At 61.5% G+C, this 24,526-nt stretch carries 26 protein-coding genes; 2 read left to right on the top strand and 24 right to left on the bottom strand.

From position 1 onward, the window contains the following. The first annotated feature begins 193 nt into the window (after positions 1 to 193). Positions 194 to 934, top strand: a complete 741-nt coding sequence (locus AC25BC_RS14855) for an SIMPL domain-containing protein (protein ID WP_012758361.1) — start codon at positions 194 to 196, stop codon at positions 932 to 934. A 502-nt stretch (positions 935 to 1,436) separates the two neighbouring features. On the opposite strand, the gene AC25BC_RS14860 is transcribed toward AC25BC_RS14855, so the two are convergent. The 7 genes from AC25BC_RS14860 to AC25BC_RS14890 form a co-directional block, all read right to left on the bottom strand. Next, positions 1,437 to 1,796, bottom strand: coding sequence for a hypothetical protein (locus tag AC25BC_RS14860; protein ID WP_026157429.1), 360 nt, complete (start codon positions 1,794 to 1,796; stop codon positions 1,437 to 1,439). Positions 1,797 to 1,973: 177 nt separating this feature from the next. Next, positions 1,974 to 2,279, bottom strand: coding sequence for a hypothetical protein (locus AC25BC_RS14865; RefSeq protein ID WP_012758363.1), 306 nt, complete (start codon positions 2,277 to 2,279; stop codon positions 1,974 to 1,976). Positions 2,280 to 2,401: 122 nt separating this feature from the next. Further along, positions 2,402 to 2,824 carry a secondary thiamine-phosphate synthase enzyme YjbQ gene (locus tag AC25BC_RS14870; protein WP_012758364.1) on the bottom strand — a complete coding sequence of 141 codons (423 nt, stop codon included), beginning with the start codon at positions 2,822 to 2,824 and terminating at the stop codon, positions 2,402 to 2,404. 134 nt (positions 2,825 to 2,958) lie between these two features. After that, a complete protein-coding gene (locus AC25BC_RS14875) occupies positions 2,959 to 3,312 on the bottom strand; it encodes a DUF1428 domain-containing protein (RefSeq protein ID WP_012758365.1) in 354 nt (117 codons plus the stop codon). A gap of 116 nt (positions 3,313 to 3,428) precedes the next feature. Beyond that, positions 3,429 to 4,100, bottom strand: coding sequence for a DUF922 domain-containing Zn-dependent protease (locus tag AC25BC_RS14880; protein WP_012758366.1), 672 nt, complete (start codon positions 4,098 to 4,100; stop codon positions 3,429 to 3,431). Between the two features lie 3 nt (positions 4,101 to 4,103). Continuing rightward, positions 4,104 to 5,324: an MFS transporter gene (locus AC25BC_RS14885; RefSeq protein WP_012758367.1), complete on the bottom strand. Its 1,221-nt coding sequence runs from the start codon at positions 5,322 to 5,324 to the stop codon at positions 4,104 to 4,106. Between the two features lie 137 nt (positions 5,325 to 5,461). Continuing rightward, a complete protein-coding gene (locus AC25BC_RS14890; RefSeq protein ID WP_041935684.1) occupies positions 5,462 to 6,181 on the bottom strand; it encodes a Crp/Fnr family transcriptional regulator in 720 nt (239 codons plus the stop codon). Between the two features lie 133 nt (positions 6,182 to 6,314). On the opposite strand from AC25BC_RS14890, the gene AC25BC_RS14895 reads away from it, so the two are divergent. Beyond that, positions 6,315 to 6,560 carry a DUF6894 family protein gene (locus AC25BC_RS14895; RefSeq protein ID WP_012758369.1) on the top strand — a complete coding sequence of 82 codons (246 nt, stop codon included), beginning with the start codon at positions 6,315 to 6,317 and terminating at the stop codon, positions 6,558 to 6,560. Positions 6,561 to 6,729: 169 nt separating this feature from the next. On the opposite strand, the gene AC25BC_RS14900 is transcribed toward AC25BC_RS14895, so the two are convergent. The 17 genes from AC25BC_RS14900 to dnaG all read right to left on the bottom strand — a co-directional run bounded on the left by AC25BC_RS14900 (position 6,730) and on the right by dnaG (position 24,006). Beyond that, a complete protein-coding gene (locus AC25BC_RS14900) occupies positions 6,730 to 6,963 on the bottom strand; it encodes a DUF6894 family protein (protein ID WP_012758370.1) in 234 nt (77 codons plus the stop codon). Positions 6,964 to 7,043: 80 nt separating this feature from the next. Next, on the bottom strand, positions 7,044 to 7,442 hold the full coding sequence (locus AC25BC_RS14905; protein WP_012758371.1) for a DUF427 domain-containing protein: 399 nt from the start codon (positions 7,440 to 7,442) through the stop codon (positions 7,044 to 7,046). 99 nt (positions 7,443 to 7,541) lie between these two features. Continuing rightward, positions 7,542 to 8,234, bottom strand: a complete 693-nt coding sequence (locus tag AC25BC_RS14910) for a B3/B4 domain-containing protein (protein ID WP_012758372.1) — start codon at positions 8,232 to 8,234, stop codon at positions 7,542 to 7,544. 3 nt (positions 8,235 to 8,237) lie between these two features. Next, positions 8,238 to 9,134, bottom strand: coding sequence for a DMT family transporter (locus AC25BC_RS14915; protein ID WP_012758373.1), 897 nt, complete (start codon positions 9,132 to 9,134; stop codon positions 8,238 to 8,240). An 83-nt stretch (positions 9,135 to 9,217) separates the two neighbouring features. After that, positions 9,218 to 10,024 (bottom strand): AraC family transcriptional regulator, encoded by an 807-nt coding sequence (locus AC25BC_RS14920; protein ID WP_012758374.1) that lies wholly within the window; start codon positions 10,022 to 10,024, stop codon positions 9,218 to 9,220. A gap of 79 nt (positions 10,025 to 10,103) precedes the next feature. Next, entirely contained in the window at positions 10,104 to 10,901 is a 798-nt protein-coding gene (locus AC25BC_RS14925; protein ID WP_012758375.1) for an APH(3')-II family aminoglycoside O-phosphotransferase, read from the bottom strand. Between the two features lie 102 nt (positions 10,902 to 11,003). Then, positions 11,004 to 11,165: a hypothetical protein gene (locus AC25BC_RS14930; protein ID WP_012758376.1), complete on the bottom strand. Its 162-nt coding sequence runs from the start codon at positions 11,163 to 11,165 to the stop codon at positions 11,004 to 11,006. Positions 11,166 to 11,271: 106 nt separating this feature from the next. After that, complete coding sequence (locus AC25BC_RS14935) at positions 11,272 to 12,381, bottom strand: DUF930 domain-containing protein (RefSeq protein WP_041935559.1); 1,110 nt, start codon at positions 12,379 to 12,381, stop codon at positions 11,272 to 11,274. A gap of 35 nt (positions 12,382 to 12,416) precedes the next feature. After that, positions 12,417 to 13,154, bottom strand: coding sequence for a DUF930 domain-containing protein (locus AC25BC_RS14940; protein ID WP_128438208.1), 738 nt, complete (start codon positions 13,152 to 13,154; stop codon positions 12,417 to 12,419). A 175-nt stretch (positions 13,155 to 13,329) separates the two neighbouring features. After that, positions 13,330 to 13,623 (bottom strand): GYD domain-containing protein, encoded by a 294-nt coding sequence (locus AC25BC_RS14945; RefSeq protein ID WP_012758379.1) that lies wholly within the window; start codon positions 13,621 to 13,623, stop codon positions 13,330 to 13,332. 322 nt (positions 13,624 to 13,945) lie between these two features. Next, positions 13,946 to 16,003: an RNA polymerase sigma factor RpoD gene (gene rpoD, locus AC25BC_RS14950; RefSeq protein WP_003561200.1), complete on the bottom strand. Its 2,058-nt coding sequence runs from the start codon at positions 16,001 to 16,003 to the stop codon at positions 13,946 to 13,948. Positions 16,004 to 16,470: 467 nt separating this feature from the next. Next, entirely contained in the window at positions 16,471 to 16,818 is a 348-nt protein-coding gene (locus tag AC25BC_RS14955; protein WP_003561203.1) for a GFA family protein, read from the bottom strand. A gap of 9 nt (positions 16,819 to 16,827) precedes the next feature. Then, complete coding sequence (gene tdh / locus AC25BC_RS14960) at positions 16,828 to 17,865, bottom strand: L-threonine 3-dehydrogenase (RefSeq protein WP_012758380.1); 1,038 nt, start codon at positions 17,863 to 17,865, stop codon at positions 16,828 to 16,830. Between the two features lie 110 nt (positions 17,866 to 17,975). Next, positions 17,976 to 19,163, bottom strand: a complete 1,188-nt coding sequence (locus AC25BC_RS14965) for a glycine C-acetyltransferase (protein WP_012758381.1) — start codon at positions 19,161 to 19,163, stop codon at positions 17,976 to 17,978. A gap of 165 nt (positions 19,164 to 19,328) precedes the next feature. After that, entirely contained in the window at positions 19,329 to 20,057 is a 729-nt protein-coding gene (locus AC25BC_RS14970; RefSeq protein WP_012758382.1) for a class I SAM-dependent methyltransferase, read from the bottom strand. A 71-nt stretch (positions 20,058 to 20,128) separates the two neighbouring features. Further along, the gene (gene recQ / locus AC25BC_RS14975) at positions 20,129 to 21,997 is read right to left on the bottom strand and encodes a DNA helicase RecQ (RefSeq protein ID WP_012758383.1); all 1,869 of its coding nucleotides are present in this window, start codon (positions 21,995 to 21,997) and stop codon (positions 20,129 to 20,131) included. Then, positions 21,997 to 24,006, bottom strand: coding sequence for a DNA primase (gene dnaG, locus AC25BC_RS14980; protein ID WP_012758384.1), 2,010 nt, complete (start codon positions 24,004 to 24,006; stop codon positions 21,997 to 21,999). The genes recQ and dnaG overlap by 1 nt, the downstream gene beginning before the upstream one ends. Between the last annotated feature and the right edge of the window lie 520 nt (positions 24,007 to 24,526).

The raw sequence follows: 24,526 nt of genomic DNA on the forward strand, positions 1-24,526 counted from the left end.
TAGCGAGCCGTCGGTTCCGGTCCAGCCGTTTCGGCTCTTAAGGCTCGGCGGACGTCCTCCGGGTTCAAGCTCCAATGCATGCAACCCGCAGATTTTTCTCTCGCTGCGCATGCGCCTGTCTTTTCCGCCGCAATAGCTTCACAATCAACCGACAGAAAGCTGTTCCGGGAAACGACAACCAAGGAATGAAAACATGGCGCCGATCTATACCAGAACTGTCCTGATGACCGCCCTTCTGGCGCTGCCGCTCGCCGCCGCAGCGCCCGCCTTCGCACAGGAGGCAAAGCCGCGCGAGCCGGTGATTTCGGTGACCGGCGATGGCGAATCCTCCGTCGCTCCCGATATGGCCATCGTCAATCTCGCCGTCGTCAAACAGGCGAAAACCGCCCGCGAAGCGCTCGATGAGAACAACAAGGCGATGAACGACGTGCTTGCCGCGCTGAAGAGCGGCGGCATCGCCGAGCGCGACCTCCAGACTTCCGGCTTTTCCATCCAGCCGCAATACAATTATCCGCAGCCGGTCGACGGCCAACAGCAGCAGCCGCAGCTGATCGGCTACCAGACCATCAATTCGGTCACCGTCAGGCTGCGCGATCTCGCCAAGCTCGGCGCGGTGATCGACCAGTCCGTCACCCTCGGCATCAACCAGGGCGGCGAAATCCAGTTCACCAACGACAAACCGGACGCCGCGATCGAAGAGGCGCGCAAGGCCGCGGTCGCCGATGCCGTCAAGAGGGCGAAGACGCTCAGCGAAGCCGCCGGCGTCAAGCTCGGCCGCATTCTCGAGATCAACGAGAATGTGCCGCGCGCAATGCCGCAGCCGGTCTATCGCGCCACGATGATGAAGGAGGCCTCCGACGCTGCCGTTCCCGTCCAGGGCGGCGAGAATAATTACAATGTCAGCGTCACCGTGACCTTCGCGATCGAGCAGTAAATTGAAAGCCCCGCGCGTCATTTGAGACGCGCGGGGCTCGGATTGCTGACAATGTGTGCCAATTACCTTCGTCATCATCCGGCTTGTGCCCCAAGCATCTGCCTCCGGTTGATAGGCTGCAGATCAGGCCGATCCTGTCCGTCTGGCGCCGGCGGCTGCCGCTCACAAAGCAAGACCCCTCCCCAACCCCTCCCCACAAGGGGGAGGGGCTAACATGCCGCCCCCACTTCACGTGACCTCCATCGTAGCAATCAGTAGAGCGGTAACAGCCAGCGACACGTCTGCTTTTTGGTCCCGCCGGGGCCACAGCTTAGCCCCTCCCCCTTGTGGGGAGGGGTTGGGGAGGGGTCTTGGATTCATACACAAGACCGGATGATGCCGGAGGAAAGAGCGCAGTCAAACTGAGCGCAAAAGAAAACCGCCCTTGCCGATCCGGGGAGACGGGCAAAGGCGGTTCTTGGCCGCCGCATCGGGGAGACGGGGCGGCGTTTTCGTCTAACGATTAGCGGCGCAGAGCGGGGCAGCCGCGCACATTGCCGAAGCTCATTTCATCTTGGCCGCGACGCGTCCAGCCCTGGACGATCACCCGGCGGGGCGTGATGTCAACGACCCTCGCGCGGCGGAAGCCGTAATCGCGAGCAAGGTTTTCGGCGAGCTGCGGATTGCAGCCGCGCGACGGCCGGCCGTAGCCCTGAGGCGGACGGTCATAACCCGGAGGCGGACGGCGATAGTTCTGCGGCGGACCACGGTCCGGCTCGCCAATAATGATATTCAACTGGGCGGCAGCCGGGACCACCGTGCCGGCAAGGGTACCGGCTGTCAGCATGACGGCAAGACCCGCCTTTGCCAGAAACTGCATCATCGAAAAACCTTTCGTTTGAAAGTCGGTGCGGTCGAGCCGCCCTCCCCATTGGTCCGCATCACGCCGAAGCGTCATTTGGGAATCACTCATACAGGTCAGAGAAGAGACGGCTGAAAGTGTCAGCGTCAAGGCAAAAACGGACCGGAAGCACCGCATCGGCGCCTCCGGCCGCAGTCCTCAGCGCCGGATCAGCGGGCAGCCGCGGACATTCGCGAAGGTGATCCTGTCCCAGCCGCGGCGTTCGCGTCCGGCGACGACAACCACCCGCGGCGACATGCGGGTGATGCGGGCGTCCCGTAGGCCGAAATCACGCGCCTTGCGCACCGCATGCATCGGCGAGCAGCCGCGGATCGGACGATGGTATTGCGCCTCGACGACGAAGTTCGTCTGCGGTCCGGCGGCGGCCGCCGTGGAAACGGTGGCCGGAATAGTGCAGAGGGCGAGCAGAGCGGCAAGCGAAGCCTTGGTCAGGAAATGCGTCATGTTGTGTCTCCGTCGATTGAATTCCAAGCTCTCCCTTCAGGGATTGTCTCGACAGTAACCGCCGCAAAATGAATGGTGTTCGAACCGGGCATTCAGTTTGCATTCACAAGCATTAACCGATTTCAATCGCTGAAATGCAGCACGATTTCCCGCCGGTGCGGCCGGTCGCGATGTTCGAAAAGATAAAGCCCCTGCCAGGTGCCGAGCATCAGCCGCCCCCTGGCAACAGGAATGCCGATCGAGACCTGCGTCAGCGCCGCCTTGATATGCGCCGGCATGTCGTCCGGCCCCTCGGCCCTGTGCACGACCCAGTCCATCTCAGGATCGGAAGCCGGCGGCACGAGGCGGTGGAAGAAGGAGAGAAGATCGGTGCGCACATCGGGATCGGCATTTTCCTGGATCAGCAGCGAACAGGAGGTGTGGCGCACGAAGACCGTGAGAAGCCCCTCCTCCCGCCCCGACGCGCTGACGAAGGCCTCCGCCTGGTGGGTGAACTCGTAAAGGCCCTGTCCGCGTGTGGACAAGGTGAGGATCGTCTGGGGCAAGGCGCTCTCCTGCTTCGAGAAGAATGTCTCGCGAGTTGGCGCGCTACTCGGCGCAAGTCAAGCTTGCGCGGGCAAGTCAAGCTTGACGGGGCAAAGTCAAGCTTGCCCGGGCAAAGTCAAGCTTGCCCGGGCGATCAGAGCCTGAGCAACACTTCGAAGCCGCCGTAGATCATCCGCTTGCCGTCGAATGGCATCTGCCACTGGTCACCCTTGAGCCTGGGATCGTCCATTACCTTGGCATTGATATCGTCGCGCTCCTGGCGCGAGCTGTAGACGATCCAGGAAAATACCACCACCTCGTCCTCCTTCGCCTGCACGGCGCGGGGAAAGGAGGTCAACTCGCCATAGGGCACGTCGTCGCCGATACATTCGACATATTCGAGCGCGCCATATTCCTTCCAGATCGAGCCGGCGAAGGTCGAGAATTCCTTGTAGGCCTCGATATTCCCCTTCGGAACCGCCACGATGAAACCATCGACATAGGACATCTCGCTCCTCCTTTGCGTGTCTGCGCCCGGTTATCACGGAAGAGATAGGAGACTTGCCAAACGGGTCCAGTCTGCTGCCGAGCGGCTACCGCGCGCGCTTATCGTCCTCCTGGTGATCAGGGACCATTGACCAGCTTGAGGATGAGCTGCTGGATATTGCCGCCGTCACCCATTTCGATCTTGTCGAAGTCGCGGCCGCGCTGGCGCTGTCTTTGGGAGATCTCGCCGAGCCGGCGGGTCAGCTCGATCCTGATCTTCTTGCAATCGGGATCATCGGCAACGGTGAGGCCGATGCTTGTCGCCTCGATCTCCTTGACCATCTCCTTGATGGTCTCGCCATGCACCCGCTCATGCGCCTGCACACCTGATATGAAGGCCTCCCAGCTGCTCTTCACGGCAGCTGGCAGAGCAGCAGATGGTTTCGGCAGCGTATAGGTGATGATGAGCTTCGGCAGGTTGGTGACGATAACGCAGGCATTTCCCTGCGGTTCGTATTTCCTGGTCCAGGTCAGCTTGAACGTCGTATGCGCGATTGCCCGGCCGAAGCCGCCCGCCTTCGGGCCACGCTCGCCGATCGATTCATAAAGCCCGGCGCCCGAGGTGCCTGATATCGAATAGGGCCGCACCTCTTCGACCGCCTGCCACTCGGCCAGCGCCACGGCCGGCACCGACGTGAAAACCGCCGCAAGCACACAGGATAGAAAATTTGTCGTCACGCGCGGCTCCGCCGAATGATGTTTCGGGCCGAACCTAACGGGAGCGGTCGCCGCTTTCAACGCGTCATGCATGTGCTAACCCTGCAGCGTCTTGACCTTGGTAAGATCGGGGAAGAGCCGCATCCACAGGAGCACGACGACGATCGTGCCGAAGCCGCCGACGATGCCGGTGGCGACCGGCCCAAGCGCCGCCGCCATCATGCCGGATTCGAATTCGCCGAGCTGGTTGGAGGTGCCGATGAACAGCGAGTTGACGGCACTGACACGACCACGCATCTCGTCCGGCGTCAAAAGCTGCACCAGCGAGCTGCGCACGACGACGCTCACCGTATCGGACGCGCCGATGACGAGCAGCGCGACGACGGAAAGCGCGATATTGGTCGACAGCGAGAAGACGATGGTGGCGACGCCGAACACGGCGACGGCGGCGAGCATCTTGCGACCGACATTGCTGCTCAGTGGCCGGCGAGCGAGCATGATCGACATGGCAAGCGCGCCGACCGCCGGGGCCGCGCGCAGAAAACCGAGGCCCCAGGGACCGGCATGCAGGATATCGCTGGCGAACATCGGCAGCAGCGCAGTCGCGCCGCCGAGCAGCACCGCGAAGAGATCGAGCGAGATCGTGCCGAGCATCACCGGCCGGCTGCGGATGAAGGAGACGCCGGCAAAGACCGAGGCGAGCGTCACCGGCTCACGCTTGGCAGGGCTCCATTGCATGCGGATCGAGATGACGTTGAAGCTTGCGACGGCAAAGAGCAGCGCCGATATAGCAAAAGGCGCGACGGGGTGGAGGCCATAAAGCAGGCCTCCGAGCGAGGGGCCGATGATCATCGCCGTCTGCATCAACGAGGTCGAGGTTGCGACCGCCTTCTGCAACATCGAGGCCGGCACGATGTTCGGCAACAGCGCCGCCATGGTCGGCCGTTCAAAGGCGACGACGGCGCCGAGCACGGTGACGGCGGCAAGGATGCCGGCCGGCGTCAGCCATTGCTGCCAGGTGGCAACCGCCAGCACCAGCGCCGTCACCGCTTCGATCAACTGGCAGACGAGCCCGATGCGCCGCCGGTCGAACCGGTCGGCGACATGGCCGACGACGAAGGTCAGCACCGCCATCGGCAGGAATTGGCACAAGCCGACTAGGCCGAGCGCAAAGGCGCTGTGTGTCTGATCGTAGATCATCCACCCCATGGCGATGCCAATGGACTGGAAGGAGAGCGAGGAAAAAACGCGGGAGGCAGCGAAGTTCAGATAGCCGGGGTGGCGAAGAACGCTCCCCGGTCCTTGGGATATGTCCATTGCGATGTCACCGGCCGGCAGCGCGGGTCCGCCAGCCTTTATAAGAGTTTTAAGAAGGTCGAGGCGGTGTTCTGCCCGAATGGTCGAATTGTCAATCGCAATGAGCTGGTGTCACCGGATTGTGTGATACCTCGGTCTTAGCGTGGTTCCCTGAAGATGCTGAGATAGCCGGGATCGAATTCGGCGATTTCCTGCAGGCGTTCCCAGTCGACGATGGTGATCGTCCGGTTCTCCCAGGTGAACACGCCCTCGCGCCTCAGCGCCTGCAAAGTCTTGTTCAGGTGGACGACGGAAACGCCGAGCACGTCGGCCATCTCGATCTGCGTCAACGGAAACTGGAAGCTTGCGCCGCGCGTCCGCTTCACCACCTGCAGCCGCACGAAGAGTTCGCAGACGAGATGGGCGATATGGGCGCGCTTTGAGCGCCGGCCCATGGCGACGATCCACTCGCGGTGGATGGCGCCATCGACCAGCGTATCGAGCCAGAGCAGCCGGGTCAGGTGCGGCATGCGCTCGGTGATCGCCTTGAGATCGGCGTGATCGGCAAACGCAACATGACAGGACGACAGCGCGACGATGCCGTGATCCATCTTCTTGATCGGGAAAGCATGCAGATCGACGAAATCGCCGGCGACATGCAGCGCGGTGATCTGGCGGCTGCCATCCGCCATCACCTTATAGCGCGCCGCAAAACCATCGAGCAGCAGCGTGCTGTAGGCCGGTCGGCTCCCTTCGGAGACGAGATCCTCCCCGGCAGCAAAATACCTGTCTTTGACGATGATCGCTCTGAGATGACTTTCCTCTTCAGCCGACAGCACATCTCGGCTTCCAAGATTCAACAGCAGGGATTCAATCACGAGCCTGCCCGCCGATATCACAAGAGTTCCTGATCATTTCGATGCGACCTGTATTTTCTATAAGAATCAATGCCTAGCCCCGGGAACAATTGTCTTCATCTGTGATTTCTCCCTGGGATGCGCAGGAAAGAACATGGCTCGCTACTATTTCGATCTACACAATGGGGAAGGTCCGACTCGCGACGAGCACGGCACCGAGCTCAAATCTCGCGAAGACATTCCGAAAGAGCTGACCCGCATCCTGCTGGATGTGGCCCGCGACGAACTGCCCGCGGGTGATCGCATGACCATCGCCATCACCGTTCGCGACGAGAGCGGCGATCCGGTCACGGTTGCCAGCCTCGTCTTCAACAATGAATGGCTCGACGTCTTACGATAGCGGCCGCCGTTTAAGGGCTGCCGCGGTCACTCCTACGCATCAATCCGACTCGGTCGATGGGCGCGACGCTAAGACCCGCCTTCATAGCCGGCAATTAAATTTGACATAGTCTTTTGATTGCTTTGCGTGCGATCGACGGCCATTCACAGGGCCGGCATCCTTATCGCGGCTATTTGGCGATTTCTTCGAGAATGAGCCGGATTTCCGCGAGCGGCCTACGGCTTTCATCGAAGAGTTCCACCGACATCATATTCAAAGGTGCAGTCGGCAAGCCTTCGGTGGCCATCTCCGCCAACACGCGCCGCGCCTCCGCTTTCGCGGCTTCGATGGATTCAAAATCATAGGCCGTCTCGGTCGTCCCGGCGCCATCACGATCGAAAAGTTGAAAGTAGAATTTCGGCACGGCATATCCCCCGCTAGATAACCCTAACGGACCGGCGGACAACATGTTCCGCCGGAACGGGTTTCAGGTCGTGCGCACCGTCAAAAGGCGCCGGCTTCCGGAGAGGCCATTTCCTCGATACCGTCGACGCGGTCGGGATAGAAGGCGAGATGATCCTTGATGTTGCTGACCGCGGCATTCGGCGCCTCGTAGGTCCAGACGGCATTCTTCGAGCGCTCCCCGCCCGGAATGATGCTGTAATAGGAGGCGTCGCCCTTATAGGGGCAATGGCTGCTATGGTCGGTGCGTTGAAGCAGCGACATGTCCACATCCTTGCGCGGAATATATTGCACCGGCGGATAGGAGGCCTCGCACAGCGTCAGCGCATCGTGCGTATCGGCAATCGTCTTGCCGCCGAGCGTGACGACGACGCGGGAGGGATTGTGCTCGACGGTGATCGGATGATCCGGCCCCGGAATCTTGAACGACTTATCTGACATGGGGTTCGTCTCCAGGAGATATCGATCGCATGGAGATAGGGCGGGCATGCCGCCAGCCCAAGGCCTCGAACGCAGCTTTCCCTGAAATGCTGCGCGCCCTTAGAACTCGAAACGCGGCGATACAAAGCTCAGCATCGCCGTTTTCGGCGCCGCCGGCCAGTGTCGCGCAAGCGCATCCGCAACTGTTTCGACCAGCCTGGCGATGTCGTCGCCGGCGGAGACGTGCAGGGCCTCGACAACGATCAGCACCGAGTGCGTCGTCTCCCGCACCGCCGAAAGCCCGCTCTGCCGGTTCGTCCAGCGCCGTGCATGTGCCCTGTCCTCCGCGTCTGCAAAGATCACTTCGTTCGTCTCCGGATGCTCGCTTTCGCCGGCGAAAGTCAGATAGGTCTCGTCACCCTTGGCTCGCCGGACCTCGAGATCGCCAGCGATCTTTTCAGTGTCGAAGACGGCGATCGGAATGGCGAAGGCGAGCGAAATCGAATTGCAGAGATCGATGAGCGGATGCAGGCGCGGCAGCGCATGTTCCTGGCGGAAGCGGCGCAGTAGCGCCTCGGAAGCGCAGCGATATTGCGTCGGCTTCAGGCCCATGCGGGAAAAGCCGCGCCGCCAGGCCTGGATTTCGGGGAATTCGCCTTCCTGCGCTTTGGCCAGCCGGGCCTCGGCGATTGCGCTGAAGCTTGCGATCGCCGCCTCGACATCGGCATCCGCATGGATGCCTTCGGAATGGAGCGCGCCGGCGCGAAGCTCCGGAAAGGCCTGCCACATGGCACGGGAATGGCTGAACTGCATGGTCTATCTTCCCCCGGCAGGTTTCAATGAACGGCTCCCGGCAAAGGCAAGCCCGAGCACGGCCGCAAGTACGCAGGCGATGCCGGCGATCTGGCTGAGCCCGACCGGCTCGCCAAGGATGATGACGGCAAGCATGACGGCGGAAACCGGCGCCAGCGCCGTGAAGAGCGCGGCCTCCGTGCCGCTCACTCTTTCTGCCCCCGCATACCACAGCAGAAATCCGCCGACGGTCGGCACCAGCGCATAATAGACGACGGCGGCGACAGCGCTTGCTGAAATGCCATCTGCGAAAGGCGCTTCGAAAATAGCCGGGATGGCGGCAACGATGAAGCCGATGCCGGCCATCAGCGTCGACAGGGTAAGCGGCGCAACCTCCGTCTTCAGCTTTTTATTCAGCAGGATGAACAGCCCTTCGCAGACGACGGCGCAGAAGATCAGCGCATTGCCGGCCAATGATCCGCCGGCCGCATCCGGCGTGAAGGCGATCGACAGCACGCCTGATGTCGCAAGCGCCACGGCGAGAAGCAGGGCACGCTGCGGCCGTTCGCGCAGCAGCAGGATGGAGATTGCTGCCGACACCACCGGCAGCGTGCCGATAATGACGCCGGCATCGGCCGCCGAGGTCAGGCTGAGGCCGGAGATCAGCAGCGTCGTGTAACCAACACTGCCGGCCCCGGCCTGAATGATGAGGATGAGGCGGTCATGCCGGGAAAACCTCGGCAGCCGCGCGCCGGTCGCCCGCATTAGCAGGAGAAGGACAGGAAAGGCGATAGCGAAGCGCAATGCGGTGGCGCTGAACGGCGGCAGGCCCGAAGCGATCAGCTTGCTTGCGATCACAGTGCTTCCGACCGTCAGCATCGCCAGCGCCAGATAGACATAACCTTGAACCTGCCTCGACATTCAGCGTCTCCTGTTGCATGCGCCGAGAAAACAGCAGGAGCCTGTCGGGGTCTTGAACGAAATTGCAGGTGCAAAGCAGCCGCTCAGAGAAAGGCGCCGGCATAGAGACGCGGCGACAGGCCGTATTTGCGCACGAAGACCCGCGTCATGTGGCTCTGGTCGGCAAAGCCGCTGGCAAAGGCCGCTTCCGCAAGCGGCATGCCCTGAGCGATCATTCGTCGGGCGATATGGATGCGGGCCTGGACGAGATAGGCATGCGGCGTCAATCCGGTCGCCTTGGCAAAACCGCGCAGCACCTGGAAACGGCTGAGCCCGCTTTCCCTGGAGAGATCGTCAAGCGAGACGGCGGCAAGCGGATCGTCGTCGATCAGGTTTCGAGCCGCGCGGATCGACGCCGGCACCAGTGGCCGCTCTTCGGTACCAGAGCGCTCCCGCATAACATCGGCGACGAGTTGCAGAAGCAGTTCGTCGCAGAGCAACCCCTCCGCCGTCCCGCCGCCGGTCACCGCGCCAAACAGCATTTCGAAGCGGGCGGCGATCGCCGCATTGCGGATAACGGGATGCGGGATTTCCGATCGCCCTACCCCGCTTTCGGTGATCTCTCGTGACAGACCGCTGACGATGGCGGGATCGAAATAGAGGATGCGCCACGACCGCCCCTCGCCGATCGGCGCGCCGTCATGCACTTCGTTCGGATTGACCGTGATGATGTCGCCGGCCTCTGCCTCCACCATGCCGCGGCCGCTGAGCGACGACTGCGCCCCGGCGGAAATCAAACCGATGCCGAACTGCTCATGCGTATGCCGCGCAAAGCTGTGATGCGTTTCCGCTTCTACCGCTTCGACGCCTGCCAGCGCCGAGCGCAGCATCCTGAACTGATTTTTCGCCATTGTCTGCCCGCAGGTCCGATCGCCGGACACTCTGCCAGCCACAGCGAGATGACGCAATCATTGCGGCCAAACCGGCTGCTTAGAAGAACTCGTCGAGCAGCTGGTAGTAAGCGAGCCTTGCCGGATCCGTGGCCGGCATGCCGTAGCGATCAAGGAAGGGCTGCACCAGCGCCTCGCCGAAATTGTGGGCGATGCTGCGGCAGGCGAGCGCGATATCCTGATAGCGGTCGGCGACGCCGAGACGACTGCAGTCGATATAACCCGAAAATCCCTCTTCCGACGCGACGAAATTCGGCAGGCAGGCATCACCATGGATAACGACGAGATCCTCGCGACTGGGCTTCCCGCTTTCGAGTTCGGCAAACAGAGCCTCGGCACTCTTTCCAACCCGCGTCTCATCGAAATCGGTCTCATCGACGATGCCGGCCTGCATCCGCGCTTTTGCCGCCGCGACACGCCTCTCCAGCCGATGATCGAACGGGCAGGATGCGATCGGCAAGCGATGCAGGTCAAGAAGGGCTATAGCCAGCAGTTCGACCCGCGCAGGCGGCGTCAGCGCCGATGCGCTGGTGAGATCACTCCCGGGTAGCGCGCTGATCAGCAGCCGGTTGTGCACACCGTCGCTGTCCTCTGCAATGACATCAGGACAGGGCAGGCCGGAAGTCTGGAGCCAGCGAAGCCTCGCTGCTTCGTCAGCGAGTTCGCCAAAAGGACCGGCTTGTTCGACCTTCAAGTAAAGCGTCGGCAATCCGAGAGCTTCCAGCCGGAAGACGCTCGCGGCGGAACGGCCGAGCGCATCGCGTTCGAACCGGTAGCCGGCCAGACGGGCATCAAGCGCGCCCGCCGACGGCGGTTGATCCTCTTGGAAAATCGACATGATATCTAGGCCATTGATGCAGCCGCATTATCCCGACAGGGTGGGACAGCGCAAGCGGCACGATCAGTCAGCGCATATCGGTGCTCGACGCCTTCTCCGACCTCAATGAACGGTTTCGGCGGGCGCGGCTTCGAGAAGAATTTCGAAAGCCTCTTCCAGAGCAGCCACCAGAATATCGGTCAGCTCGTCGCCTTTGTTTTCCAGGAACAGCGCGCTGACGGCTTCGTCCTGACGCTCAAAGAAACGCTCGATTTCGTTCGACATATCATTGTCCTCTTCTTCACCGGATCATCACGGCCATGGGAGGAAGCTAGGCAGGGTTGCTTGCGCGTGGCTGTTGCCGGTGAGACGCAATCCAGGATCACGAGGACTAGTCACGAATTTCATATTTCGCATACTGACTGCGGGGGATCAATCCACCAACTTCGTGGGCAAACGACACGACTTTCGTCGCTTCCTCATCCACCTCGCAGCGGAAACGAACCTGGTACCAGCCCTTAACTGTGCCAAAGGCGGCATCTCTTACATCAAGGATGGTACCGGTTCGCAATCCAAAACTAGGCAATGCGGACGGGAAATAAGGCGGCGAACCGTGAACGAGTTGGCCCTGAAGCTCGGTGGTGCAAAGCGTGGCCACTCGCTCTTTGCGCGGAAGACCACTGACCGCAGTTTGCGCAAACAAACTGCCATCTTCCGTCCGTGAAAACAGAGTTTTTGCCTTGGGCAGATCGTCCTTAGCTATCACTTTCGGTTTCGCAGCCGTCTGCTGCTCCGGCCGCTTGGCCTCCTCGATGCTTGTATTGGCTTCGCCAGAGACGTCTGTCGGTGGCCCATTTCGCTCTGGGGAAACGTCAGTCGTCGCGACCTCAGGAAGCATCACGTCGTCCGGCACCGGTTTTGACGGAGGCTCCTCAGTTTTTGGTTTTTCTGCAGCAGTCTTTGTCGGCATCTGCGCCGGTTCGGCATCGTGCTGCGGCGGAGTTGTTGCGGGTTTGGTTTCGCCCTGAGGAGAATTTCCCGCCAGCGACTTTTCGGGGCCGCTATTCCTGTCGCCAAACTCGATGACAGGGCTCAGAGTCGGCATAGGCCTCGGCTTAGCTTGCTCGGGAGTCTTACTGGCCGGCGGAGGCGGAGGCGGCGGAGGTGGTGGCGGCGGAGGTGGCGGTGGAGGCGGTTCCTTCTTCACCTCTTCCGGCGGCTTCGGCTCCGGTGGCTTTTCCTTGGGCTCCGGCTTCTTCTCCTCCGGCGGCGGGACGAGCTCCACCTTCACAGTCTCGTCTTCGACAGGTTTCGGCTCGATCTTCGGCAGCCCAAAGATGAGAAGAGCAATGATAGGAATGTGCGCAACAACGGACGCGACGACGCCCCAGCGGATTTCAGGCCGCTGCTTTCCCGTTTCGTGCTGCGCTTCCGCCGGCTCTACGTCTTCTTCTGTCACAGCAGCGATGTGGCCTCTAAAGCCGGCAGCATCAAGCCACAAAAGAAAAAAACCGCGTGATCGAGCAGCGATGAGGGTTATTGGTCGGCCGCTCCATCGTCGGCCACCAGATTGTGCTCCTGCCATTCATCTTGCGGAATGGCGTCACCGACGAGAAAGGCGAAGGACACGACCTTGCCGGAGCCGGCATCAAGCTCACATTTGAACTGGATGTTGTACCACTTGCGTTTGCTGCGGAAGGCGCCGCCCTTCACCTCGACGCTATTGCCACTGACCTTCTCCGCCGCCATCGCATAGGGCGCAAGCGTATCGGGCGCCATGGCCGGCTGCGCCCGGCGCACCTGCTCCAGCGCCTCGAGGTCACAGAGCTGCAGATTGCGCTCACTGCCGGCAAGACCACGCAGCGCCTCGCGGGCGCGGCGGCTGCGCGGATCGGCAAGGACCTTGTCGGAAAACAGCTGTCTTGCCTCGACGAATTCCATCGGCTTTGGCACCGGCAAAGTGATCGGTGCCGCTGAAGGCATTGCCGCAGCAGGCGGATTATTTGCAACCGGCGCCGCCGGCTCGGCTTCGGGTTTTGCCGCCTCAGGCTTTGCCTGTTCCGGCGAAGGCGTCTTGGCGGGCTCGGGCATTTTCAGCGATTCCGCGGCCTGCGGGACGATCTCCACCGAGAGACCGTCATCCGGCAACGGCAACGGCGGCTCGGCCTTCGGCAACAGCAGCAGAAGGAGCAGGATCGCGATGGCATGCAGCGCGAACGACGCCGCAGCGCCCCGCTGGATCCCGTCATCCCATTTGCCCGCCGCCAGTTCCATCGGTCAGCAAGCGGCGGTCGGACGATCGATGACGATCATGAAACTGAGGAGCGCTTTCATCATGAGCTTGCCGAAAAGTCGGGCCGCAGCCTGCCGCGGAAATTGAAGCACGCCGCGACACTGCCAGCGCAGCCAATGCTCCGCAACCTTCAAGATCGACAATCGCCGTTTCCGGCTACCCGAGCGAGCCGATGAGATCCCGGTAGGCGGCCTCCGGGAATGCCTTCAGCGTCTCCGTGCGGACATTGCCGCCCATCGCCAGCGAAAGGGTAAAATGCGCCATGACGGCGTCATCTGGCGCCTCGCAGACGGCGACCATGTCGTGCCCGCCCATCGTCAGAAAGAACTGGTTGAAGGAGCCGCCGACGCTGGCGAGCAATTTCTTCGCCGCATCGAGCCGTTTTGCCGAGTCGCGCACATTGCGGATGCCCTGATCCGTCCAATTGATCAAAAGAATGTAAGTGGTCATGTCGCACCTCCCAGAGCATGATGCCGAAAAGTGTCAGCGGTTTTCGGACGACGTCATGCTCTATTTCTTTGATGTGGATCCGGATTCAGATTTTAGGCCCGTCAGGCCTGAAATCACCCGGATCTAGCGGAGGATTAGTTCACGCAGTCACACGGCGACCCTCGGTCGCGCGTTGCGATCGATGCCTTCCCCCGTGGCCGGATTATAGGCTTGTCACCATAGAGGGACAAGAAAGACACCGGGGATCATTGGTATTAATCACGAAAAGCAAAAGCCGGGCGCGAAGCCCGGCTTTTCCAATCAGAACGACGTGGCCGAAGCCTTAGCTGTCGAGGAAGCTTCTCAGCTTTCTGGAGCGGCTCGGATGCTTCAGCTTGCGCAGCGCCTTCGCCTCGATCTGGCGGATACGTTCGCGGGTGACCGAGAACTGCTGGCCGACTTCTTCGAGTGTGTGATCCGTGTTCATGCCGATGCCGAAGCGCATGCGCAGCACACGCTCTTCGCGCGGCGTCAGCGAGGCGAGAACACGGGTCGTCGTTTCGCGCAGGTTCGCCTGGATGGCGGCGTCGATCGGCAGCAGCGCGTTCTTGTCCTCGATGAAGTCGCCGAGATGCGAATCCTCTTCGTCACCAACAGGGGTTTCGAGCGAGATCGGCTCCTTGGCGATCTTCAGGACCTTGCGGACCTTTTCGAGCGGCATGGCCAGCTTTTCGGCCAGTTCTTCCGGCGTCGGCTCGCGGCCGATCTCGTGCAGCATCTGGCGCGATGTCCGGACGATCTTGTTGATCGTCTCGATCATGTGCACCGGAATGCGGATCGTGCGAGCCTGGTCGGCGATCGAACGGGTGATCGCCTGACGGATCCACCATGTCGCATAGGTCGAGAACTTGTAGCCGCGGCGGTATTCGAACTTGTCGACCGCTTTCATCAGGCCGATATTGCCTTCCTGAATGAGGTCGAGGAACTGCAGGCCGCGGTTCGTATACTTCTTGGCGATGGAGATGACCAGGCGAAGGTTCGCTTCGACCATTTCCTTCTTGGCGATGCGCGCTTCGCGCTCGCCCTTCTGCACCATATGCACGATGCGGCGGAATTCCGAGATCGAGATACCAGTCTCGGTCGCCAGATTCTGGATTTCCTGGCGGATGTCGCGGATCGTCGTGTTTTCGCCCCTGGCGAATTCCTTCCAGCCGCGGGCGGCCAGATTGCCGATCGACTTCATCCAGTTCGGATCAAGTTCGGCGCCCTGATACTGCTCCAGGAAAGAGTCGCGCTTGACGCCGTAGGATTCGGCCAGACGCAGCAGGCGGCCCTCGTTGGAAACGAGGCGCTTGTTGATGTCGTAGAGCTGCTCGACCAGGGCGTCGATGCGGTTCTGGTTCAAGGACAGAGATTTGACGGCCTTGATCAGCTCATCTTTGAGTTCCTTGTAACGGCGCTCCTGGGCGGTGGACAGCGTGCCGGAAGCCGACAGGCGCTGCTCGACCTGCTGGTCCTGCAGCTTGCGCAGCTTCTTGTAGGTCTCGGCGATCGTATCCAGCGTCTCCATCACCTGCGGGCGAAGCTCGGCTTCCATTGCCGCCAGCGAAAGGTTGGATTCGTCCTCGTCCTCTTCCTCCTCCTCGGCAGGCAGGCCTTCGCCGCCGACATCGGTGATGTCGTCGTCGCCGGAGCGGGCGCGGCGGGTCTTTTCCTTCTCTTCTGCTAACTTGCGATCGGCTTCGATCTTCTCCGGGCTCTGGAACTGCGGCGCAGCCTTGGCTTCAGGGCCGGAATAGGTCGTTTCGAGATCGATGATCTCGCGCAGCAGCGTCGTGCCTTCGTTGAGTTCGTCGCGCCAGATGATCAGCGCCTGGAAGGTCAGCGGGCTCTCACAGAGGCCCGCGATCATCGTCTCGCGGCCGGCCTCGATGCGCTTGGCAATCGCGATTTCGCCCTCGCGGGACAGAAGCTCGACCGAGCCCATCTCGCGCAGGTACATGCGAACCGGATCGTCGGTACGGTCGGTCGGTTCTTTCTTCTTGGCGGCCGCCAGCGCCGTGCCGCTCGAAGGCGCGAGTTCGCCGCCTTCGCTCTCCTCGTCGCTGCCGGCGTCATCGTCATCGCTGCTGCCGGAAGCACCGGCTTCCTCGGCTTCCTCGTCCTCGATGACGTTGATGCCCATGTCGGACAGCATCGACATCGTGTCTTCGATCTGCTCGGACGTCACTTCTTCGGACGGCAGGACTGCGTTGAGCTCGTCCATGGTCACATAGCCGCGCTTCTTGGCGGCTTTGATCATCTTCTTGACCGCGTCGTCGGAAAGATCGAGAAGAGGGCCGTCGCTTGCGCCGTCGCGTTCGACTTCCGCGTCTTCGTTCTCTTTGACCTTGGTTGCCATTTATATCGTCGCCTTCCTGACGCTATCCAATCTCGCTACGGTGAACGGGCTGTCTCAGGGCCTGACGCGCCGCACGCGCCGCCCTCGAATCACCTTTGCCCACCTAACGGGATGACATTTAAAGCCTGATTAACCACGATTACCGGCACCGGACAGCAAAGCTTTCTTGCTCTTGGATTTCCGGCCATGGTTGCGCGATCCGCCTTGACCCAGTTCACCATTCAACAAGTCGAACGGTGATTCCCACATTTTTTGTTCTCGTCAAGCTTTTCCGGAAAAAAAGCCCACAAAAATACGGAAAAAGCCTTATCCACAGGCTTTGAACCGCGGCAGCGATTGCGAACCCTTATTTAAGATGCGGCGAACAAAAGACAAGGGCAGCAAATATTTTGCCCGCCGCACCAGTCGTTTCCACCACTTTCGCAGTTGCGCCGAGGATCTGTTCGCCATTGCCTGACGGATATCGGCTAACGCGCCGCGCCGTCATACGCCTTCACCGTCAGCGCGCCGATATCGACCGCGGGAATGCAGCGCAGATTGATAGAAGCCATTGCCGCGCCGTTCGGACCCACAGCCTCGCCGAACGGTGCGATGCCGCAATTGGCGCAGAAGTGATGCCGGATGACATGCCGGTTGAAAGTATAGGTCGAGACATTGTCCTCCGGCGTTTTCAGCACCAGCTTCTCGCGCGGCACGAAGGCGAGAAGTCCGCCGCGCCTGCGGCAAAGCGAACAATTGCAGTCGAGCGCCTCGGTGAATTCGCCTTCGACCTCGAAAGCCACGTTGCCGCAATGGCAGCTTCCTTCATAGAGCATGTCGTCTCCTCACATCCAGTCCATCACAACCTTGCCGGAATTGCCCGACCGCATCGCCTCGAAGCCGTCGCGGAAATCGTCGATGCCGATCCGGTGGGTGATGATGGGCGCGAGATCGAGGCCGCCTTGGACGAAGGCGATCATCTTGTACCAGGTCTCGAACATCTCGCGGCCGTAGATGCCCTTGAGATTGAGCATCTTGAAGATCACCTTGTTCCAGTCGATTTCGAAGCCCGCCGGCGCGATGCCGAGGATGGCGATCTTGCCGCCATTGTTCATCTTGTCGATCATGTCGCGGAAGGCAGGTGCGGCCCCCGACATTTCGAGCCCGACGTCGAAACCCTCCGTCATGCCGATCGCCTTCATCACGTCGGCGAGGTTTTCCTTCGATGCGTCGACGACGTGGTCGATGCCGAGCTTGCGCGCCAGCTCCAGCCGGTGCGGATTGATATCGGTGATGACGACCTTGCGGGCGCCGGATCGTTTGGCGACGAGCGCGCCCATGATGCCGATCGGCCCGGCGCCGGTGACGAGCACGTCCTCACCGACGAGATCGAAGGAAAGCGCGGTGTGCACGGCATTGCCGAACGGATCGAAGATCGCGGCGATCTCGTCGGAAATATCATCCGGGATCGGCACGACATTGCTTTCCGGAATGCAGACGAACTCACCGAACGAACCCGGGCGGTTGACGCCGACACCGAGCGTGTTGCGGCAGAGATGCCCCCTGCCCGCCCGGCAGTTGCGGCACTTGCCGCAGACGATATGCCCCTCGCCGGAGACCCGCTCGCCGATATGATAGCGGGTGACCGCCGAACCGATCTCGGCGATCTCGCCGGAGAATTCATGGCCAACCACCATCGGCACCGGAATGGTCTTCTGCGCCCACTGGTCCCAGTTCCAGATATGGACGTCAGTGCCGCAGATCGCCGATTTCTTCACCCGGATAAGCACGTCGTTCGGCCCGACCTCGGGCATCGGCACATTCTCCATCCAAAGCCCGACCTCGGGTTTTGCTTTGACCAGCGCCTTCATCATGTTCGACATCGACAATATCCACCCTTACTTGGCGCCCGACTTTGCTATCCCCTCTTCTCCCCAGCGGGGAGAAGGTGCCCGTAGGGCGGATGAGGGGGCGACACGGCACGCCGTCAAACTCAGATCACACCCAGTTCCCGCCCTGCCTCGGCAAAGGCCGCGATCGCCCGCTCCACATCCACTCGCGAATGCGCCGCCGACATCTGCGTGCGGATGCGGGCCTGGCCTTTCGGCACGACGGGGAAGGAAAAGCCGATCACATAGATCCCCTTCTTCAGCATCAGGCTTGCCATATCCTGGGCGAGTTTGGCATCGCCAAGCATGACGGGGATGATCGGATGGCCTTCGCCGGCGAGCGTGAAGCCGAGCTTGGTCATTTCGCTGCGGAAGAGATCGGCATTGTCCGAAAGCCGCTTGCGCAGGGTATCGCCGTCTTCGATGAGGTCGAACACCTTGAGCGAGGCGGCGGCGATAACGGGCGCCAGCGTATTCGAGAACAGATAGGGCCGCGAGCGCTGCCGCAGCCACTCCACAACCTCGGCCTTCGCCGAAGTATAACCGCCCGAGGCGCCGCCGAGCGCTTTGCCGAGCGTGCCGGTGATGATGTCGATCCGGCCCTCGACGCCGCAATATTCCGGCGACCCACGGCCGTTCTTGCCGACGAAGCCGACAGCATGGCTGTCATCGACCATGACCATCGCGCCGTATTTCTCGGCAAGATCGCAGACGCCGCCGAGATTGGCGATGATCCCGTCCATCGAGAAGACACCGTCGGTGGCGACCAACTTGAAGCGGCTGCCTTCGGCCTTCTTCAGCTCTTCTTCGAGCGCTGCCATATCGTTGTTGGCGTAGCGGAAGCGCTTGGCCTTCGAAAGCCTGACGCCGTCGATGATCGAGGCGTGGTTCAGCGCGTCGGAGATGATCGCGTCCTCTTCCGACAGCAGCGTCTCGAACAGGCCGCCATTGGCGTCGAAGCAGGATGAATAGAGGATCGTGTCTTCCATGCCGAGGAAGGAGGAGATGCGCGTCTCGAGCTGCTTATGCTCTTCCTGCGTGCCGCAGATGAAACGCACCGAGGCCATGCCATAGCCGTATCGGTCGAGCGCCTGCTTGCCGGCCTCGGCCAGTTCCTCGTTGTCGGCAAGGCCGAGATAGTTGTTGGCGCAGAAATTCAGCACCCGCTCGCCGGTGGAAATCGCGATCTCGCCCGCCTGCTTGGAGCTGATGACGCGCTCGGATTTGTAGAGACCGGCATCCTTCAGCGCCGAAATCTCGTTGCTGAGATGGGAGAGAAATTGCGAGGTCATGGACGGCCTTTCCCAGAGATTTCCCTACAGCGCCGCGCGTCTTATCAGACGCGCAAAGGACGCTGTTACACTTTTAATCTGCGCATCGTGCTTTCCAAAAATCGATTCCGATTTTCGGGCCGATGCGCTACCGCCGGGTTAGCATATTGCCGCCGGCTTGTCTTCTCAGCGCTGGACCGAGATCAGCAGGAACATCGGCCGGTCCATCTCCTCCGCCCAGTCTGGATTGTCTTGGAGCTCATCTTCGTTCGGGCTCCACTCCTCGACATGGCGAATGGCAAAACCGGCCGCGATCAAGGTGTTGAGCGTCGTGCCGAGCTTGCGATGCTGTTTGACGACACCCTTGGCGAGCCAGTCGGTGGTGCGCGGACCTTCGACGGAATAGCGGTCGAGCGGCCAGATACGCCGCCCCTCGGCATCGGTTGCCCAGGCGGGATTGGTCGGCGCCATGAAGATCGGATGTTCGATGGTGAAGACGAATTGCGATCCCGGCAAAAGCGCGCGATAGACGGTCGCGGCGAGACCGGCGAAACCCTCGATATAATGCAGCGCCAGCGAGCTATAGGCGAAATCGAAGGAGGCTTGAGCAAGCCTGAGATGCTCGAGATCGGCGATCTCGTAGGTGATCGCTGCTTCAGTCATATCTGCCCTCGCTCTGGCGATCATCTTTTCCGAGATGTCGAGCGCCAGCACGCTTGCAGCACCCTGGCTCACGGCAAAACGCGAAAACCAGCCGAAGCCGCAACCGAGATCGACAACACGCTTGCCGGAAAGATCGGGCAGCAAGGCGCGCACCGCCGGCCATTCGGATGCTCCGTCGAGCCCGTGAACGGATCGTCTCATGCCGCTATATCCGGCGAAGAATTCCGGTCGGTCGTAGATATTCTGGGCCATCGGCGCTCCTCCTTTAGAGGCAAGCATCTACCATGCCCCCTCGCCCGATCTCAAGGATCAGACCAGTCCGCTCAGCCGTTGTCCTGCGCCAGGATGATCTCCAAAAAGGCATCGCCGTAGCGTTCGAGCTTCGCCTGCCCGACGCCTGATATGGCGAGCAATTCCTTGCGGCTGCGTGGCTTCTCCGTGGCAAAGGCGATCAGCGTCGTATCGGGAAAGACGACATAGGGCGGCACGCCGAGCGATTTCGCAATCGCCATGCGCTCGGCCCTGAGCGCCTCGAAGAGACTGCCGTCGGCGCCCGATAATCCCGATTTGCGCTCGCTGCGCTCCGCCTTCTTCGTGCGCCGTTCCGAGGCCGGCCGGTCCTTGCGGAAGAACACCTGCCGCTCGTGCTTGAAGACGGAGCGCGCCTCCGGCTCGAGCTTCAGCGCCCCGAAGGCCTCGTGGTCGACGCGGATCAATCCCATGGCGAGCAACTGGCGGAAGACCGACTGCCAGACGCGCGCTGGAATATCCTTGCCGGCGCCAAAGACCGGCATTTCGGCATGGCCGAAACGTTCGGTCTTTTCGTTGACGTTGCCGAGGAGGACATCGACGACATGGCCAGCGCCGAAACGCTCGCCGGTGCGGTAGACCGCCGCCAGCGCCTTGATCGCCGCCTCCGTGCCCTCCCAGGTCTCGACCGGCTTCAGGCAGGTGTCGCAATTGCCGCATTGTCCGGCATGCGCCTCGCCGAAATGGGCAAGGATTGCCTGGCGGCGGCAGGAGGCGGTCTCGCAGATCGCCAGCAATGCGTTGAGCTTGGCGCGCTCGACCCGCTTGATCTCGGCGGCGGCACTGCCCTCGTCGATCATCCGGCCGCGCTGGATGACGTCGGCCATGCCATAGGCCATCCAGACCTCAGACGGCAGGCCGTCGCGTCCGGCGCGGCCTGTCTCCTGATAATAGGCTTCCACCGAACCCGGCAGGTCGAGATGGGCGACATAACGCACGTTCGGTTTGTCGATGCCCATGCCGAAGGCGACGGTGGCGACCAGGCAAAGGTTCTCTTCTTTCAGGAAGGCATCCTGATTGGCGTCACGAACCGCCCTGTCCATGCCGGCATGATAGGCGCGCGCGCGGATGCCCTGCCCGTTCAGCCATTCGGCGGTATCCTCGACCTTGGCGCGCGACAGGCAATAGACGATGCCACTGTCGCCCTTGTGGCCGGACAGGAACCGCAACAGCTGTTGGCGCGGCTGGTCACGCTCGACGATCTCGTAGGCAATATTCGGTCGGTCAAAGCTGGTGGTGAAGATCCGGGCTGTATCCAAACCCAGCCGCTCGATCATGTCGTCACGCGTATGCGGATCGGCCGTCGCCGTCAGCGCCACCCTGGGCACACCGGGATATTGCTCGCCGAGCCGGCCGAGTTCGCGATATTCCGGTCGGAAATCATGGCCCCATTGCGAGACGCAATGGGCCTCGTCGATGGCAAACAGCGCGATCTTCTCGTTGGCGATCAGCTCGCGGAAACCATCGGTCAAAATGCGCTCGGGCGTCACGTAGAGAAGGTCGAGCTGGCCTGCCGAAAGCGCGCGGCGAACCTCGACGAACTCCTCGCGCGACAGCGAGGAATTAAGTGCTGCGGCGCGGATGCCGAGCTGCTTCATCGCCTCCACCTGATCGCGCATCAGCGCAATCAGCGGCGAAACGACGATGCCGACGCCGTCGCGGCAGAGTGCCGGGATCTGGAAACACAGGGATTTGCCGGCGCCCGTGGGAAAGAGCACGACCGCATCGCCGCCGGAGACCATATGCTCGACCACCTGCTGCTGCTTGCCGCGGAAGGAGGAATAGCCGTAGACTTGCTTGAGGATATCGAGCGGCGAGCGGCCGGAAGAAAACAGCGCGCCGGAAGCCGAAAAGCCCGGTTCGTTTCGTTCGGTCAGCGACATCAGTGGTTCGCCGCTCCTTTGACGCGGCCGGAAAGCACGCCGAAGCCATCGATGATGGCCTCCTGGTTCTCAAGGCGCACCCCTTCAAAATGCACTTCCTGCTGCGCGCGCATCAGTTGAACGATCGCCTCGCCGTCGCCGGCTTCGGTTGCCAGCGCGATCTCGCGCTCGAGCTCGATCTTCTGCCGGCGTAGCGCCTTCGCTCGCTTGTGGGAGGCCAGCGCCTGGCGGTATCCCTCACGCGCATCTTCCATCGCCGCCTCCTCGGTCGCGATCCACAGCCGGGCATTGCGCACCTGTTGGTCGAGGCTCTTGATGAGCGGGCCGAAGCCTTCGAATTCCAGTCTTTCGGTCAGATATTCGCGCGTCAGATGCGGGCCGGCGACGGCCGCGGCTGCTCCCAGCATCGCCGACCAGAGCCGCTGCAGCTCGCGGCTGTCATATTCAATCGCGGCTATTTCGTCATAATCGTCGATCATCAGCGAAGGGTGATTGACGACGGTCAGCGCCAGCACGCATTCGCGCAGCGCCGTATTGTTCTGGTGGCCGCGCACGGGGCCTGAGCGGGCGAGCCTTTCTGAAATGACGCTGGGGCTTTTCGGCCCTGCCTTGCCCGCATTGTCGCGGCCCGTCCGGTAATTGCCATTGCCGTTGAAGCCGCCGCGGCGATCGCCATTGTTGCGGTTCTGGAACTGCGGCTGGAAGAAGGCGTTCAGCCGATCGCGAATATCCTGCTGGTAGTGGCGACGCACATTCTCGTCTGCGATGACGGCGACCAGTTGCTTCAGCCGCGCCTCGAGCTCGGCGCGCGCCTCCGGCGTGTCGAACTTGCCGGTGTTGACCTCCCGGCTCCACAGCATCTCGGAGAGCGGCTTTGCCTGGCTCATTACCTTGTCGAAAGGCGCGCGCCCGTCATCGCGCACGAGATCGTCGGGATCCTTGCCGTCGGGCAGAAGCGCGAAGCGAACAGAACGCCCGGGCTTCAGATGCGGCAGCGCCAGTTCGGCGGCGCGATTGGCCGCGCGGATGCCGGCGCCGTCGCCGTCGAAGCAGAGCATCGGCTGCGGCACCATCTTCCACAGCAACTCGAGCTGGTTTTCGGTGAGCGCCGTGCCGAGCGGCGCGACGGCATTCTCGATGCCCGCCTGATGCAGCGCGATCACGTCCATATAGCCTTCGACGGCAATAATGGTGCCGGTCGCATTATCGTCCTGAGGGTCGCCGCGGCCCGGTCCCTGGATCGCGCGCCGCGCACGGGCGAAATTGTAAAGGACATTGCCCTTGTGGAAGAGCTCCGTCTCGTTGGAGTTCAGATATTTCGCCGGCGCGTCAGCCGACATGGCGCGGCCGCCGAAAGCGATCACCTTTTCCCGCGACGACAGGATCGGGAACATGATGCGGTCGCGGAAACGATCGTAGGAAACCGGCACGTTTTCATGGACAACCAGACCGCAGGCCTCGATCTGATCCTTGGAGACACCCTTGCCGGCGAGGAATTCCTTGAGCGCATTGCGGCTGTCGGGTGCATAGCCGAGACGGAAGGTCTCGATGGTGCGCCCCGTCAATCCGCGGTCGCGCAGATAGGCGCGCGCCCTCGCCCCATTCGACGTCTGCAGCTGATCCTGGAAAAATTGCGTCGCCATTTCCATGACGTCGATCAGCGAGCCGCGCTCTTTCTCGCGCTTCTCCATCACAGGATCGGCCAGTGGCATCGGCACGCCGGCCATATCGGCGATCTGCTGCACCGCCTCGGGGAAACTCAGGCCCTCCAGCTCGGTGAGAAAGCGGAAATGGTCGCCGGTGACGCCGCAGCCGAAGCAGTGATAGCGGCCCTTTCGGTCCTCGCAATGGAAGCTCGGCGATTTCTCGCCGTGGAACGGGCAGCAGGCCCAGTAATCGCCGCGCGACACGTTTGTCTTGCGCTTGTCCCAGCTGACGCGACGCGCAATCACGTTCGAAATCGGAACGCGGTCGCGAATATCATCGAGAAAGGTGTTGGAAAAGCGCATTTATACCTCTTGATCAGCCTTCATATAAGCTGCTTTGCCGCTCCACGCCATGAAACTTGTCATGAAAACCCGCTATTCACAGGCTATGCGGCCATCATTGCCGCCTCCGGTTATCCAATCAACAACGCGTTATCGCCCCCTGCGACAGGGTGCGACATTATTGTCCCTTCGGAGCCGGAATTCTGCCGTCAGAAAAGCTTGAGCAGGAGCGGCGACCTCTAACAGAGTTGAGAGAAAATCTTTTGGAAACAAAAGATTATCCCCTCAGATGATTGCTTCTCATCATCCCTAGCGCCACCTCCCGAGGGTCCGCTTCGACGCCTCCCAAACCGCCGATTCCGGCAATTATTATTTTTTTGTAATTTGAATAAGCCGCCGCGCCGCAATAGGTTCGATCTCAACAAAGCGATCCCCGAGCGAAGCACCATCCCTACCCCCGGCGCCGCTTCGCAAGGGTGCCTTTGCAAATACCCTCCGGCTTGGGCTTCGGCCCTGCGTGCCGGTGGACGCAAAGAGCAAG

Source organism: Rhizobium sp. WSM409 (assembly GCF_057653825.1).

What these genes read in the sequence shown, in the direction of transcription:
- AC25BC_RS14895 (WP_012758369.1), top strand. Translation starts at nt 6,315, where the DNA reads ATGGCTCGCTACTATTTCGATCTACACAATGGGGAAGGTCCGACTCGC.
- AC25BC_RS14970 (WP_012758382.1), bottom strand. Translation starts at nt 20,057, where the DNA reads ATGGCCCAGAATATCTACGACCGACCGGAATTCTTCGCCGGATATAGC.
- AC25BC_RS14945 (WP_012758379.1), bottom strand. Translation starts at nt 13,623, where the DNA reads ATGACCACTTACATTCTTTTGATCAATTGGACGGATCAGGGCATCCGC.
- AC25BC_RS14940 (WP_128438208.1), bottom strand. Translation starts at nt 13,154, where the DNA reads ATGGAACTGGCGGCGGGCAAATGGGATGACGGGATCCAGCGGGGCGCT.
- AC25BC_RS14925 (WP_012758375.1), bottom strand. Translation starts at nt 10,901, where the DNA reads ATGTCGATTTTCCAAGAGGATCAACCGCCGTCGGCGGGCGCGCTTGAT.
- AC25BC_RS14930 (WP_012758376.1), bottom strand. Translation starts at nt 11,165, where the DNA reads ATGTCGAACGAAATCGAGCGTTTCTTTGAGCGTCAGGACGAAGCCGTC.
- AC25BC_RS14905 (WP_012758371.1), bottom strand. Translation starts at nt 7,442, where the DNA reads ATGTCAGATAAGTCGTTCAAGATTCCGGGGCCGGATCATCCGATCACC.
- tdh (WP_012758380.1), bottom strand. Translation starts at nt 17,865, where the DNA reads ATGTCGAACATGATGAAGGCGCTGGTCAAAGCAAAACCCGAGGTCGGG.
- AC25BC_RS14920 (WP_012758374.1), bottom strand. Translation starts at nt 10,024, where the DNA reads ATGGCGAAAAATCAGTTCAGGATGCTGCGCTCGGCGCTGGCAGGCGTC.
- AC25BC_RS14915 (WP_012758373.1), bottom strand. Translation starts at nt 9,134, where the DNA reads ATGTCGAGGCAGGTTCAAGGTTATGTCTATCTGGCGCTGGCGATGCTG.
- AC25BC_RS14855 (WP_012758361.1), top strand. Translation starts at nt 194, where the DNA reads ATGGCGCCGATCTATACCAGAACTGTCCTGATGACCGCCCTTCTGGCG.
- AC25BC_RS14910 (WP_012758372.1), bottom strand. Translation starts at nt 8,234, where the DNA reads ATGCAGTTCAGCCATTCCCGTGCCATGTGGCAGGCCTTTCCGGAGCTT.
- AC25BC_RS14860 (WP_026157429.1), bottom strand. Translation starts at nt 1,796, where the DNA reads ATGATGCAGTTTCTGGCAAAGGCGGGTCTTGCCGTCATGCTGACAGCC.
- rpoD (WP_003561200.1), bottom strand. Translation starts at nt 16,003, where the DNA reads ATGGCAACCAAGGTCAAAGAGAACGAAGACGCGGAAGTCGAACGCGAC.
- AC25BC_RS14880 (WP_012758366.1), bottom strand. Translation starts at nt 4,100, where the DNA reads ATGCATGACGCGTTGAAAGCGGCGACCGCTCCCGTTAGGTTCGGCCCG.
- recQ (WP_012758383.1), bottom strand. Translation starts at nt 21,997, where the DNA reads ATGTCGCTGACCGAACGAAACGAACCGGGCTTTTCGGCTTCCGGCGCG.
- dnaG (WP_012758384.1), bottom strand. Translation starts at nt 24,006, where the DNA reads ATGCGCTTTTCCAACACCTTTCTCGATGATATTCGCGACCGCGTTCCG.
- AC25BC_RS14965 (WP_012758381.1), bottom strand. Translation starts at nt 19,163, where the DNA reads ATGACCTCGCAATTTCTCTCCCATCTCAGCAACGAGATTTCGGCGCTG.
- AC25BC_RS14955 (WP_003561203.1), bottom strand. Translation starts at nt 16,818, where the DNA reads ATGCTCTATGAAGGAAGCTGCCATTGCGGCAACGTGGCTTTCGAGGTC.
- AC25BC_RS14875 (WP_012758365.1), bottom strand. Translation starts at nt 3,312, where the DNA reads ATGTCCTATGTCGATGGTTTCATCGTGGCGGTTCCGAAGGGGAATATC.
- AC25BC_RS14885 (WP_012758367.1), bottom strand. Translation starts at nt 5,324, where the DNA reads ATGGACATATCCCAAGGACCGGGGAGCGTTCTTCGCCACCCCGGCTAT.
- AC25BC_RS14865 (WP_012758363.1), bottom strand. Translation starts at nt 2,279, where the DNA reads ATGACGCATTTCCTGACCAAGGCTTCGCTTGCCGCTCTGCTCGCCCTC.